The organism is Ferrimonas sediminicola, from assembly GCF_005116715.1.
GTDB classification, from domain to species: Bacteria; Pseudomonadota; Gammaproteobacteria; order Enterobacterales; family Shewanellaceae; genus Ferrimonas; species Ferrimonas sediminicola.
In genome coordinates this window covers 285,819-298,495 of the sequence record NZ_SWCI01000003.1, presented here as the reverse complement: position 1 = coordinate 298,495, position 12,677 = coordinate 285,819, and the positions used below count along the sequence as shown (strand labels likewise).

At 60.3% G+C, this 12,677-nt stretch carries 11 protein-coding genes; 1 reads left to right on the top strand and 10 read right to left on the bottom strand.

Going from position 1 to position 12,677, the window contains the following annotated elements; all coding sequences use genetic code 11:
• Nucleotides 1–69 precede the first annotated feature (69 nt).
• The gene (locus FCL40_RS07205; protein ID WP_136852479.1) at nt 70–873 is read right to left on the bottom strand and encodes a hypothetical protein; all 804 of its coding nucleotides are present in this window, start codon (nt 871–873) and stop codon (nt 70–72) included.
• Nucleotides 839–2,188, bottom strand: coding sequence for a tyrosine-type recombinase/integrase (locus FCL40_RS07200; protein ID WP_136852478.1), 1,350 nt, complete (start codon nt 2,186–2,188; stop codon nt 839–841). The genes FCL40_RS07205 and FCL40_RS07200 overlap by 35 nt, the downstream gene beginning before the upstream one ends.
• A 336-nt stretch (nt 2,189–2,524) precedes the next feature.
• Between FCL40_RS07200 and FCL40_RS07195 the strand changes: the two genes are divergently transcribed.
• Nucleotides 2,525–3,466, top strand: a complete 942-nt coding sequence (locus tag FCL40_RS07195; protein WP_136852477.1) for a nuclease-related domain-containing protein — start codon at nt 2,525–2,527, stop codon at nt 3,464–3,466.
• Nucleotides 3,467–3,631: 165 nt separating this feature from the next.
• On the opposite strand, the gene FCL40_RS07190 is transcribed toward FCL40_RS07195, so the two are convergent.
• The 8 genes from FCL40_RS07190 to hydA form a co-directional block, all read right to left on the bottom strand.
• Nucleotides 3,632–5,506, bottom strand: coding sequence for a DUF262 domain-containing protein (locus FCL40_RS07190; RefSeq protein WP_136852476.1), 1,875 nt, complete (start codon nt 5,504–5,506; stop codon nt 3,632–3,634).
• A 187-nt stretch (nt 5,507–5,693) separates the two neighbouring features.
• The gene (gene hydF, locus FCL40_RS07185; RefSeq protein WP_229360286.1) at nt 5,694–6,935 is read right to left on the bottom strand and encodes a [FeFe] hydrogenase H-cluster maturation GTPase HydF; all 1,242 of its coding nucleotides are present in this window, start codon (nt 6,933–6,935) and stop codon (nt 5,694–5,696) included.
• Between the two features lies 1 nt (nt 6,936).
• On the bottom strand, nt 6,937–7,953 hold the full coding sequence (hydE, locus tag FCL40_RS07180) for a [FeFe] hydrogenase H-cluster radical SAM maturase HydE (RefSeq protein WP_136852475.1): 1,017 nt from the start codon (nt 7,951–7,953) through the stop codon (nt 6,937–6,939).
• Nucleotides 7,950–8,588, bottom strand: a complete 639-nt coding sequence (locus FCL40_RS18570; RefSeq protein WP_169307031.1) for a hypothetical protein — start codon at nt 8,586–8,588, stop codon at nt 7,950–7,952. The genes hydE and FCL40_RS18570 overlap by 4 nt, the downstream gene beginning before the upstream one ends.
• Nucleotides 8,588–10,024 (bottom strand): [FeFe] hydrogenase H-cluster radical SAM maturase HydG, encoded by a 1,437-nt coding sequence (gene hydG, locus FCL40_RS07170; RefSeq protein WP_136852473.1) that lies wholly within the window; start codon nt 10,022–10,024, stop codon nt 8,588–8,590. Before hydG ends, FCL40_RS18570 begins: the two co-directional genes overlap by 1 nt.
• Before the next feature lie 87 nt (nt 10,025–10,111).
• Nucleotides 10,112–10,798 (bottom strand): cytochrome b/b6 domain-containing protein, encoded by a 687-nt coding sequence (locus tag FCL40_RS07165; RefSeq protein ID WP_136852472.1) that lies wholly within the window; start codon nt 10,796–10,798, stop codon nt 10,112–10,114.
• Between the two features lie 13 nt (nt 10,799–10,811).
• Entirely contained in the window at nt 10,812–11,129 is a 318-nt protein-coding gene (gene hydB, locus FCL40_RS07160) for an iron hydrogenase small subunit HydB (RefSeq protein WP_136852471.1), read from the bottom strand.
• Between the two features lie 10 nt (nt 11,130–11,139).
• The gene (hydA, locus tag FCL40_RS07155) at nt 11,140–12,375 is read right to left on the bottom strand and encodes an iron hydrogenase large subunit HydA (protein ID WP_136852470.1); all 1,236 of its coding nucleotides are present in this window, start codon (nt 12,373–12,375) and stop codon (nt 11,140–11,142) included.
• Nucleotides 12,376–12,677 lie beyond the last annotated feature (302 nt).

The window sequence follows — 12,677 nt, the reverse complement described above, 5'->3', positions numbered from 1 at the left end:
GCAAATTCTCCTCTACGTCGCTTGACCGTTGAGGCTAATTTGCCAGGGGTGAAACCATAAAAACGGAAATTAAAAAGGGTTTATTTTTTTCCAATTGCCGTCGGCGATGTAAGCGGCCAACTCATCCAGTGTGTCGATACCTTTCACCCGGATGTCCGCGTAAATAGCGTCCGCAGCCGGGCCTGCAAAGTCCCAGCCATCAGTCGGGCATGACATTTCAACCTGTAGACCCTCTTCTTCGCGTTCCCAGTTGCGAATGGTGCGCTCATTAGCGTTAAATACATACGCCAAATGCCATGGAATTTTATTGGTAAGCGCCAACACCTCATCATCTGGTTGGTCCAGAAAAACCTCCAGCAGATAACTTCTATCTTCCGCCGAAATACGCCCCTGTCGCGGGTTATCTGCGACTCGCTTTGCGTACTTTACTACCAGCGGCTCAAGAATAATCTCGGTCACGCGCTGCTTGATCGCCCGATAAAGCCCCTTTTCCTGGTATCCACGCTCTTTGCGCCCCCGCTTGTAAGGGAACGGTTGCTTTCCAGCCAACTCTCTCTCGATCGCATCCATCAGGAACAATGCCTGATCCTCCGACAAAGGCTCACCAATGAACATGGTAAGATGGCATAGTTGCAACATGCTGTTGCGCTCTTCCAACGTCCTCTTTTCTGGCAGAATCCCATTCTCCTCTTCGTCGAGCATCTGCTCATCTGGCAGGGCCTTGGCCACCCAAGTCCCATTTATTTTTATAGGCTCTGTCTGTTCTGGATCACGGAAGTACGCCCACATTTGCTCCACTGGATCTTGTGGTTCTTCAGACTTAGGCGCCAGCTTTTGATCATTTTTCTTTGTCACCATTGCTCCCATCAACATTAGTAAGCAGCACCTTTAACTGCTCCTCCGTCATTGACCCCAGCTTGTCAATCAATTGCTGTTTAAGCGCCCCGGCGTTATCAGCTCTGGCGTAAACACTTTCCAAACCACCTCGCACCGCCTCTACTTCGAGGTGGGCATAATTCTTGGCGGTAATCTCAATGGAGCTGTGTCCCATCAATTTCTGGACAGGTTGAATACGCCCTCCGTCGTTAACCATCTTACTGCCAGTGGTCCGCCTCAGGTCATGGAGTCTCAACCCTTCTTCCCCAGCCAAACCAGCGAATCCAGCCCGCGCCTTGACCCGGTGCCAAAAACTACCTTTGCCGCCCTTTTCAACAAGATGACCCGAAGCACTGCGCTGAGACGGAAATACAAACCGGTCTGCGGGGCCGCTCTCCTCTTTTCGTCGCTTAAGGATGGCCAGAGCAGGTTCAATCAGCGGTACCGTAATAGCCCTCTTACCCTTAGTCTGGGTACCCTTGATGCACCAAGTGGCCGCCGTCAAGTCCACGTCCCGCCACTGCATAGCAAACACATTGCTTTTCCGCTGGGCGGTATACAACAACAGCCAGAACACGTCGCGGTAATGCTGCGGCTCCAGTTCCAGGGCCTTGGCAAGCTGCTTCATTTCATCATCAGAGATCACCCGCTGGCGGGCCGTTTCACTGACCTTTTTTATGCCGTAAGCTGGGTTGTGGTCGATATCGCCACACTTAACCGCGTGGTTCAGGGCGGCGTTAATATACTTAAGAACCTTGTTGTGAACCGCGTAGGACTTGTTCTGGCGCAATTCAGACATAAAGCCCTGCACCAACTCACGTGAAAGGGAACCAATCTGGACATTACCCAACACTGGCTCAATGTGGGTACGGAACATAGAACCCGCATCATCCAACGATTTCTGAGAGCGATTACCTTCCCGCACCCGAAGTTCAAACTCTGCCAGGTACGACGACCACAATTCCCTGAATGCCCGCGCATTGGCCTTTACTGACTCACTCAGCGCTTTTTGCTGCTCCCTGTGAACTTTAGGGTCGATGCCACTAGAGATCTGCGCAATCACGCCCTGAGCCTTTCGCCGTATGTCGTCCAGGGGCATTTCCCCGAAACGACCGATGTGCTCGTCAACTAAGCGCCCCCCCCGCGGAAGCCGTTTAACCACACGAAAAGACTTGGTGCCACTTGGGGCGACCCGCAGCCTGAGCTTACTCGGCTCGACGAACTTATACTCAATGGTATCCGCCTTTGGCTGAATGGCCGCAATAACTGACTTGGTCAGCTTTATGGGGTCCCTCATAACCTTGACTGCCATGACCCGATCTAACTCCGATCTAACTTTTTCTGTCCATGGCCATCAATATATGACAATCACAGGACAATTCAAAACCAAACATGACCGTTGAAATTCAATAACTTATCCAGCATCATAAAAAACAGGCAAGGCACAGCAAAAACTATCAATATGCTACAAGGCAGTCCTCGTGGGGAGGCCACTTTCCCCTCCTCATTTCCCCAATCCTCTAAAAACGCTAAACAAACTTTTCGCGACATTGCACTCGCAATCACCTTTATCTCGCCAACATTCTGAATGATACTTACTGTCCTCTGATGCCAGGACGACACAGCAGTTGCAGTAAGGATACACAGCATGATTTTGAAAGAGCGGGACAGTATCCACCAGGACCACCTCAGCAAACAGCGCCAGTTTGGTGCTCAGCAGGAAAAGGAGGTGGCTTTCTACCTAAAGCGCGAGTTTGCCGACAACCCGGACATTCTGGTCATCAATGACCTGCGCTTCTCCCACAAAGGCGAATACTCTCAAATTGACCATCTGCTAGTCCACCGATTCGGCTTTGTGCTGATCGAGTCCAAGAGCATCTATGGCCAGGTAAGAGTCAACAAAGACGGCGAGTGGTCGCGAGGCTACCAGGGTAACTGGCAAGGCATGCCGTCCCCTCTGCAGCAACTGGACCTGCAGCAAAAGAACCTGCGCAACCTGCTATTCGATAACGTCGACAAGATGCTGGTTAAGATTCTTGGCCGACAAACCTACTTTGGCATGCGACAGTGGGACAACCTCTGCTCAGTATCAAGCACCACAGTATTACAACGCGAGAGCATGCCTCAGGAGATTAGCAGCTCTGTTGTGAAGAATGAGTTTCTGGGTAAGAAACTTAAAGAGCTATGTAACTACTCGGTCCTTAAAAGCTATATCACAACCAAGCCGGTGTTCTCCGAAAAGGAGATGAAAGCCATCAGCGACTTCCTTCTGTCCATCCATGAGCCGTTAATTCAGGCCGGTGAAAAAAACACCGCGATTCAACCTGAAACTACCGAGCCAGCTGTCACCGAACCAAAGCCAAAGTACGAAACCGCGCCACAAGAGCAGGAAACAGCAAAGGTAGAACAGACTGAGCCCAGCCAAGCTCAAGCACCATCAGAAGGCATTGCCTGCAACAAGTGTGGCGAGCGCGACAAGCTAACCAACCGGTGCCTGGGGCAGATATGGCTACTTCGTCATCTGCCAAAACTGCCAGACCAATACCACGATGAAAGGCCCATGCCCTGCCTGCCACAGCCAGGAAAATAAGATCCGTAAGCGCGCAGCGCTGTTTACCCGACACTGCAATAGCTGCGGAACAGAGACAACGGTATTAAATGACCAGGTATCAGCATAACTTGGTCTGAGAATGTCGACGGCTGGGCCGCATGCTGGGGCTGAACAACTCCCCACTTCCATCGACACCTGCAAGCCTTACAGCTCCGCCTCGCCCATCTGTGCTTCCTCCTCCAGCTCATCGTCCATGGCGGTGTCCAGATCGAAGTGACGGGTCTGCCAGCGGCCGAGGATCCAGGCTTCCAGCCCGTCACGGCGATGACCCAGTGTCTCCGGGGTCCAGTCGTCGTAGACCGCCAGCTTGCGCTCCTGCTTGATGCAGGAGTCGCTGTAGCTGGGGCTGACGCCGGGCGCGCCCTTCTTGCGCTGAAACTCGAAATTGGAGTAGCTGGCGTTGTCCTTGGTCAGCACCAGGTTGCCCAGGTCGTGCAGGTAGGTGGCCCGCGCCTCATCGCTCCACACCTCGAGCCAGTGGGAGCCCTGGGGCGGGGTCTGGGGCAGGATGTGCTCGATGGTGGAGTCCTTGGCCAGCTCCTGCCAGGTGATCTTCGGCTTGCTGCCCTTGCCCTCCTCGGCCATCAGGTGCTGCTCGTACTCGAACAGGGTGTATTTCAGCAGCCGGCGCCAGTGGTACCAATGGCCTGGCTCCCTCATCTGTGCCGCAAAGGCGCTGTCGCTGGCGTAGTAGCGGATCAAGTCGTGGACCTTGGCGACAATCGCCTCCAGCGCCAGCTGGGGCCGGTTGAACAGCTCATGACCCCAGCGATAAAGGGTGGAGCCGCCGGCGTTGCTGCGCTTGCCCTCGAACAGGAACACCCGGTAGGCGTAGCACTCCAGCGCCTGCAACAACTCGATGTACTGGGCCTCGGTCACCGTCCCCGCCAGCCAGCGGCCGCGGGCCGCCACCAGCAGCGGCAGGAAGTTGGCGATGTTGCCGGTGTTGTTGATCCGCTCCAGCCAGGCCAGCTCGGCGGCGGAGCCGCTGTTCTGGGGCCTGGGGCTGATGACAGCCTGGTAGTGGCGCGCCACCTCGGGCAGCCCCTTGACAAAGGTCAGCATGAAGGCCAGGGTTTCGGCCTTGGTCTTGACGCCGCCGGGCTGGCCATCGACGGCAAACTCCCTCAGCGGGATGTACTGGGGCAGCTTGAAGCCGTCGTAGCCCTTCCAGTTCTTCGGCAGGTGGTGGCAGTAGAGGGTCCAGGCCAGGCGCAGGCACTGGGCCTCGTTGCCATCGGAGTCGCCGACAAAGCCGTAGGTGTCGCGCCAGGCCAGGTTCACCCGGCTGGTGAGCTCCTCGCGCTCGTCGGCGGCGCCGTTGCGGGCGATCCAGTGCATCAGGTAGTTCTTCAACAGCTCCAGCACCGACAGCTCCTTGCCCCGGGAGTTCATCAGCTCGAAGGTCATGCCGATCTCGCACTCCTCCTCGATGGTGTAGGAGGTGAACACCAGCTTGCCGGTGATCGCCTCGAACAGCTGGATCAGGTAGTCCACGCCCCTGGCATCGTCGGCCATCAGCCGGTTGACGTGGGCCTGGAAATAGGCGGTGGCGTCGCACAGTCGCCGCTGGTGCGGGGTGGACGGGGCCTTCAGCGGCCGCCCCTCGGACAGCAGCCGGTGGAACAGCTCGGCGGTGTCGTTGTTGAGGGTCAGCTTGCAGCGCAGGCCGTCGTAGAGGAAGTCGGCGATGTCCCGCTCATACTCGGTCCGCCCCTGGCCGATCAGGGCGCGGATGATCACCGACAGGTACAGGCAGGTGGTGGTCAGGCGCTGCTGACCGTCCACCACGTCCACCGACTTCGCCGGTCGCCGCCCGTAGGTGGAGGTGGCGTTGCTGGCCTGGTAGGTCACCACGGTGCCGGTGTAGTGGTAGTGGACGTTGTCGTCGGTCACCAGCGCATCCAGGTCGTCGACGAAATCCCGCCACTGCTTCCTCTCCCAGGCGTAGCCCCGCTGGTAATCGGGAATGTGGAACAGGGTGCTGGAGAAAAGGTCGGTGAGCGATTGCTTGTTCATTGTGCGGGGTCCTGGCTGATCTGGGGCGGTGTTCGGGGTGCCGGAGGCATTGCAATAAAGCCTTATACCATGGTGACTTACCCTTTGAGTAGTGGGCGGGTCACGTCTAGGGTCAAACGAGAGGGACGAGGTGACAGAGAGAGAAAAACCCCGCCACCGGCCCGAAGGCCGATGACGGGGAGGTCGATTACGGGTTGGCCATCAGCGGCGCGATCACCCGGGGCAGGACACCCTGAAGCTTGGAGATCGCCACGCCGTAGTTGGTGATGGGCACGCCGCGGCGCTGGCACTCGCGTACCCGGCGCAGCATCTCGGTGCGGTTGAACATGCAGGCGCCGCAGTGGATCACCAGGGCGTATTCCTCCAGGTTGTCGGGGAAGTCATGGCCGCAGACCACATCGAACTGCAGGCTCTTGCCGGTGTACTTGCGAATCCAGTTGGGCAACTTGACCCGGCCTATGTCGTCCTCCTGCACGTTGTGGCTGCAGGCCTCGGCGATCAGCACCTTGTCCCCCTCCTTCAGGCTGTCGAAGCGCTCGGCCCCGGCCACCATCGGCGGCAGATCGCCCTTGAAGCGGGCAAACAAGCTGGAGAAGGTGGTCAGCGGGATCGATTTGGGCACCACCCGGTCGACGAACTTGATCACCTGGGCATCGGTGATCACCAGCCTGGGCGGGACGGTAAAGCGCTTCAGGGCATCGGCCAGTTCGGTCTCCTTGACCACCACGGCCATGGCGTTGCGGTCCAGGGCTTCACGCAACACCTGCACCTGAGGCAGGATGATCCGCCCCTTGGGGGCGGCCAGGTCGATGGGCACCACGCACAGCACCAGATCGCCGCGGCGGTAGAGATCCCCCGCCAGCACCGGCTCGGCTTTGAGCTCCTCCGGCGCCAGCTCATACAGCCGCTGCTTCAGCGCCGAAATGTTGCTGCCGGTGGCGGCGGACACGCAGAGGTGGGGCAGGCCCTGCTGTTGGCACAGCGCCAGGTCTGCCCGGGCAGGCTCGCCGCTGTCGCCCTTGTTGAACACCACCAGGAACGGCAGCGCCAGCGACCGCATCTGCTCAATCAGCGCCAGCTCGTGCTCACCCAGCCCCTGCTCGTCGGCGACCAGCATCGCCATGTCGGCGCGGCACAGCACCTTGTGGGTTGCGCCCACCCGCAGGGCGCCCAGATCCCCCTCATCGTCGATGCCGGCGGTGTCGAACAGGGTCACCGGCCCCAGGGGCAGCAGTTCATAGGGCTTGGCCACCGCGTCGGTGGTGGTGCCCCGGGTCTCGGAGACGATGGCGATCTGCTGGCCGGTCATGGCGTTAAGCAGCGAGGATTTGCCGACGTTGCGGCGGCCCACCAGGGCGATCTGGTAGCGCATGCCACGGGGGGTGGCCTGGGCGTTGCCATCGGCGGCGTTTTGCATTCCGGTACACATGTCAATGACTCCTGGCATCACCACGGGCGCTGGAGGGTTCCAGGCCGTGCTGTCTTATCTGGTTGCGTATGACCTCCAGCCGCTCACGCAGGAACGCCTTGGCGGCGTTCTTGCCGGGGTAGATGTCGTACTGGGAAAACACGTTCTGCGGGGTGAACGAGGGCATCACCACGTTGCAGCCCCTCAGCAGCGCCAGGGCGCGGGCGCCGGGCTCCAGTGCCTCCAGGGAGCTGGTGGCGGGGATGTTGGCGCCGGGGTTCATCAGCCGAAGGATGGCGCTGACCCTGTGGCTCTTAAGCACGCTGCCGTTGCCGGACAGGGACATGGGGGTCTGCGGGTGGGCCACGAAGGGGCCGCAGGCGATCATGTCCAGTTTGAGCCGGGTCAGCTGGATGATATCCCGGGCCAGGATTTCGTCGGTCATCCCTGGCAGGTCGGTGATGATGCCACAGCCGGTCTGATAGCCCAGGGCCTGGATCCCCCTGAGCCTCTCCAGGCGCTCATCGAAGTTGGCCCTGGGACGCGACTCGGCGAACAGCCGGCGGTCGAAGGTCTCCATCTTCAGCAGGTAGCGATCCGCCCCGGCTTGGCGCCACTGCGCAAGCTCCTCCAGGCTGCGATCCCCCAGGGACAGGGTGATCGCCAGCTTGTGTTTGGCCTTGATCTGATGGATCAGCTGGCTGATGTCATCGCAGCGGTACTTGTTGTCATCGCCGGATTGCAGCACCAGGGTGCCCATGCCGAAGGCGGCCGCCTGGTCCACCGCCTCGAGGATCTGCGCCTGGCTGAGGCGGTAACGGCCCAGCTCGCGGTTGCCGCTGCGCAAACCGCAGTAGTGGCAGTCGTTGCGACAGTGGTTGGAGAACTCGACGATGCCGCGCATAAACACCTGATCGCCGAACGCCAGCTGGGTGGCCAGGCGGGCGCGGCTGAACAGCCAGTCGTCATCGCCGCCGCCCAGCAGCTCCAGGATCTGCCGCTCGCTGAACAACGATTCGGGGGCGATCACCGGGCTCACAGGCCGCACTCCCCTGCCCGGGGGCTGACCTTGGCGGCGGCGATGCACTCCTCGACATAGCGGCCCAGGGCGATGGCCCAAGGGTCACTCTGCCGGGGCACCTGGCCCAGGTTGAACCATTGGCACAGGGCGCCGGGGGCCAGTCCCAGGGCGCAGGCGTCCAGCTGCAGCCACAGGCCCAGGGCAGCGGGCTCCGGGCTGTGGGCATAGTGGCCGACAAACAGGGTGTCGCCCACCAACAGCAGCGGCTGCAGCGGCAGGGCGCTGGTGAGCACTAACTTCACCTGATTGGGAAACGCCTCGGCCAGGTCGTTACACCACTGGCGCGAGGCGGCGTACACCCGGGAGATCTGTGCCGGGGTCATCCCCTGACGCAGCACCAGGGAGAACTCCTGACGCCAGCAGTTGGGAGGTAACACCGACAGGATGGTAAGGCGCTTAAGGCTGCCCTCGGCCAGGCGACGGCGCAGCAGCGCCTCCACCGGCGAGCCGGCGAAGTTGTCGTAGACGGCGGCGTGCAGCACCACCTCGCTGGCCTCCTCCAGGGCCGCCAGCAGGGCGACCCGGTCCAGGCCGGGGCTGGGGCGCACGCCCCTGGTGTGGGGCATTGCCATCGGTGGAATCATGGCAGTCATCACAGGTAGATGTCCCGCTCGCCGCCGTCGGTCTTGGCCAGGCAGGTGCGCACGTTGCGCGCACGGGCCGGGCTCATCCGCGACAGCTCGCGCTCAATCAGGGCGTTGCCCGCCTCGCGGGTGCGCTCGCTGGCGTAGTCGTTGAGGTACTCGCGGAAGGTGATCAGGGCATTGGGCTGGCAGAACTTGCCGATGAACTGCTGCTTAGCCAGACCGATGAAGTGGTCGCCGGTGCGCCCCTTGCGGTAGCAGCCGGTGCAGAAAGAGGGCACCGAGTGGGAGTCGGTCACCAGCTCGTAGATGATCTCGTCCATGGGGCGATGGTCCCCTAAGGAGAACTGCTCGATGTCGTACTGCTGTTCCTGGGCCTGCTGGTAGCCGCCGGGAGCGGTGCTGGAGCCGGCGCTGATCTGGGAAACCCCCAGCTCCAGCAGCTCCTTGCGCATGGCGGCGCTCTCCCGGGTGCTCATGATAAGACCGGTGTAGGGCACCGCCAGGCGGGTGATGGCGACGATGCGCTTGAAGCAGTCGTCGTTGACCTCATAGGGGGGGCGCTCGCTGAGCTCGGAGCCGTGGGCCGGCTCGATGCGCGGGAAGGAGATGGTGTGGGGGCCGACGCCGCAGTTTTGCTCCAGCTCCTGCACATGGGCCAGCATCGCCAGCAACTCGAACCTGTGGTCGTAGAGGCCGAACAGCACGCCGATGCCCACGTCGTCGATGCCCGCTTCCATGGCGCGGTGCATGGCGTAGAGCCGGTAGTTGAACCCCTTCTTCTTGCCCTTGAGGTGGACCTTCTCGTAGGTGGCCTTGTGGTAGGTCTCCTGGAAGCACTGGTAGGTGCCGATGGCCGCACTCTTGAGCACGCGGAAATCTTCCACGCTCATGGGGGCGCAGTTGACGTTGATGCGGCGGATCTCGCCGCCGTCGCCATGTTTAACGTCGTACATGGTGTTGATGCTGTCGACAATCGCCTTAACGCTGTTGCGCGGGTGCTCGCCGTAGACCGCCAGGATCCGCTTGTGGCCCATATCCTGAAGGATCTCCACCTCGCGGCGCAGCTCGTCGGTATTAAGGGTCTTGCGCTTGAGCTGATGGTTGTCGGCATTGAAGCCACAGTAGCTGCAGCTGTTGGCGCAGTGGTTGGAAACGTACAGCGGGGCAAACAGCACGATGCGGTTGCCGTAGATGGTGTCCTTGATCTCCCTGGCCACCGCAAACAGTTCCTCATCCAGTTCCGGGTGGGTGTTCTGCAGCAGAACCGCGGTCTCCTCCAGGGTAAGGCCTTGGCATTGGCGGGCCTTCTCCAGCACCGCCCTCACCTGCTCGATGCTGGGGTTGGCGCTCTGGTCGATGATGGCCCACAGGCCGTCGTCGTAGATGAAGCTGGTTTGAGGATCGTAGACAGGCTGCTTCAGTGGATGGTGATGTGTGCTCATGTCGGGTCCAAGTCGGGTGGTTTCAGACGTTAAAAGCAGCCCCCTGGCGAGGGCTGCTTGTGTTTGAGTTAAGGGGGAAGCAAGAGCTTACTTCTGGGCCAGCTCTTCGCCGCTGGTGGCCACCGGGGCGATCTCCTGCTCCACCCACAGCGGGGTGTACTCCGCCGCGTCGTGATAGGGCACGTTGCCGTGGATCATCATCGCCTTGAAGTCATCGAAGCGGTACACCGCCAGGACCAGGTGCACCGGCAGGAAGGCGGTCAGCAGCAGGCCGCTGGCCAGGTGAACCATCCCAAGCAGCCACACCACGTCGCGGGGGGCGGCGTGGGGGATCAGCCACAGCACCAGGCCGGAGAGGATCAGCGCGGTGCCGCCAATCAGCACACAGGCACCGAACAGCTTCTGGCCGGAGTTGTACTTGTTCATCGGCGGTACGGGCACCTTCTTGCCCAGCAGGAACTTCTGCGGGTAGCCGCCCAGGACCATGAACCACTTGAGGTCGCGCTCAGACAGGCTGAATACCCGGGCCACGAACAGCACCACCCGGTCGAAGGCCATCACGGTGAAGGCCACGGCGTCCAGGGTCATCACCACACCGGCGACGATGTGGATGTTGTAGGTCAGCTGCATGCCTTCTTCGATCAGCGGCTTGAACAGCAGCAGCAGGCCGGTGGCCGCCAGGGGCAGGAAGCTCATCAGCAGGATGTAGTGGAACACCCGAACGTTCAGGGGGTGCTTGAGGATCGGCCTCATATCATGTTGGTCATGATGCATTGTCGTCTCTCCCTTAGCTCAGCTTGGTGCGGTCAACGAAGTGGGTGTGCAGCAGCTCATGGGACAGGTGGCCCAGGGGCTCGCCGCCAAACTCGCTGTAGTACTTCTCGATGGCCGGGTTACGGTGGCTGACGCGCACCTTGGCGATGGCGTCGTCCCGGTACAGGCCGGCGCTGCGGGCCTTGATGTAGTCGTTGCGACGGGCCAGCTTGCTGGCAAACCAGCTCATGGGGATGGCCATGGCGGCAACGAAGGCGGCGCCCACGGCCATGAACTTGCGACGAGACAGGAAGAAGCTGTCTTCGGCGAACAGATGGGTCTTCTTGGTCATGAGAGTCTCCTTATCCGATGTTGCCAATCCAGGATGAACCGCCGCCCTGAATGGGCTGGCCGCCGCCGTTGACGCAGCCGCCGGCGCAGTTCATCACCTCGATGAAGTGGTAGGGGGAGGTGCCCGCCGCCACGTCACGCAGTATGGACTCGATGTTGTTGCCCATGTCGTGAACCACCGCCACCTTAACGGTGACCTCCTGGCCCAGCTGCTTGTCAAACAGGGTGATTTCGGCTTCCTTGACCCCCTCCAGGCCGCGCACCGGCTCCAAATCCAGCTTGGCCATCTCGGTGTCGGTCAGCACCTTGTGGGCGGTGCGCAGGGCCGCTTCCATTACGCCACCTGTGGTGCCGAAGATGGTGCCAGCGCCGGTGTACTGGGCAAACAGGCTGTCGCCTTCGTAGGCCGGGGTGGTGGCCAGATCGATCTTCAGCAGTTTCAGCAGCTGAGCCATCTCGCGGGTGGTCAGCACCGCGTCCACATCCGGGTACTCGGCGGCGTGAGCGCCATGCTCATGGTTGTAGTGCCAGGCGGAGTTAAACTCGGGCCGGGAGGCCTCCACCTTCTTGGCGGTGCAGGGCATCACGGCGATGGTGAAGATCTTCTCCGGCTCCATGTCGTACACCTTGGCGCCGTAGGTCTTGGCCACGGCACCGGCCATCTGCTGAGGCGACTTGGCGGTGGACAGGTGGGGCAGCAGCGACGGGAAGTTGCCTTCCAGGTAACGGACCCAAGCGGGACAGCAGGAGGTGAACTGAGGCAGGGCGCCGGCGTGCTCCTCACCCTTCACGGTGGCGTGCAGGCGGTGGATGAACTCACTGCCCTCCTCCATGATGGTGAGGTCGGCGGCGAAGTTACAGTCGAAGATCTTGAAGCCCGCCTTGTTCATGGCGCCGTAGAGCTTGCCGGTCACCAGCTCGCCGGTGCCCAGGCCAAACTCTTCGCCGATGGCAACGCGCACCGCCGGGGCGATGATGCCCACCACAGTGGTGTCTTTGTCCGCCAGCTTGCGGATAACCCTGTCCAGCGCGCTGTGGGTCTCTTTGATGGCACCGAAGGGGCAGTTGATCATGCACTGGCCGCAGCTGAGGCAGCGGTCCTTGTCGATGGCGTGTGCCGCACCTGAGGCGCCAACAATGGCCTGGGTGGGACAGAACTTCTTGCAGGCGTCACATCCTTTGCACTTGGATGCGTCGATCTCAATCAGACCCTGGATCTCACCGGGTTGATAGGTGGTAGCAGTCATAGGGATTTGCGTTCCTTGTTAACGACCCTCGGCAACTCGGTTAATCGATGTCGTTCGGCTTATTGAGAGCACCGTGAGACGTAGTTCTGAAAAAACGGCGGGGAATATAGGAAAAAGATCACAGTGGAAATTTGCTTTAAATCAAGTTCACAAATAAAGAGGACCCAGATCTCACAACTTTTATTAAAAGTTATGACCCAAAGCATTTATTGCATTTATTGAAATTTCAAATATCGCCAGATTCTTTTTGCGCTTGGCGCAATGAACCTGCATCGAGCCCAAGTTTCGGCCATTTATGAATC

Coding starts and splice junctions, on each gene's coding strand:
- hydF (WP_229360286.1), bottom strand. CDS start 6,935: ATGTGTACCGGAATGCAAAACGCCGCCGATGGCAACGCCCAGGCCACC.
- FCL40_RS18570 (WP_169307031.1), bottom strand. CDS start 8,588: ATGACTGCCATGATTCCACCGATGGCAATGCCCCACACCAGGGGCGTG.
- hydB (WP_136852471.1), bottom strand. CDS start 11,129: ATGACCAAGAAGACCCATCTGTTCGCCGAAGACAGCTTCTTCCTGTCT.
- FCL40_RS07200 (WP_136852478.1), bottom strand. CDS start 2,188: ATGGCAGTCAAGGTTATGAGGGACCCCATAAAGCTGACCAAGTCAGTT.
- hydA (WP_136852470.1), bottom strand. CDS start 12,375: ATGACTGCTACCACCTATCAACCCGGTGAGATCCAGGGTCTGATTGAG.
- FCL40_RS07195 (WP_136852477.1), top strand. CDS start 2,525: ATGATTTTGAAAGAGCGGGACAGTATCCACCAGGACCACCTCAGCAAA.
- FCL40_RS07165 (WP_136852472.1), bottom strand. CDS start 10,798: ATGCATCATGACCAACATGATATGAGGCCGATCCTCAAGCACCCCCTG.
- FCL40_RS07205 (WP_136852479.1), bottom strand. CDS start 873: ATGTTGATGGGAGCAATGGTGACAAAGAAAAATGATCAAAAGCTGGCG.
- hydG (WP_136852473.1), bottom strand. CDS start 10,024: ATGAGCACACATCACCATCCACTGAAGCAGCCTGTCTACGATCCTCAA.
- FCL40_RS07190 (WP_136852476.1), bottom strand. CDS start 5,506: ATGAACAAGCAATCGCTCACCGACCTTTTCTCCAGCACCCTGTTCCAC.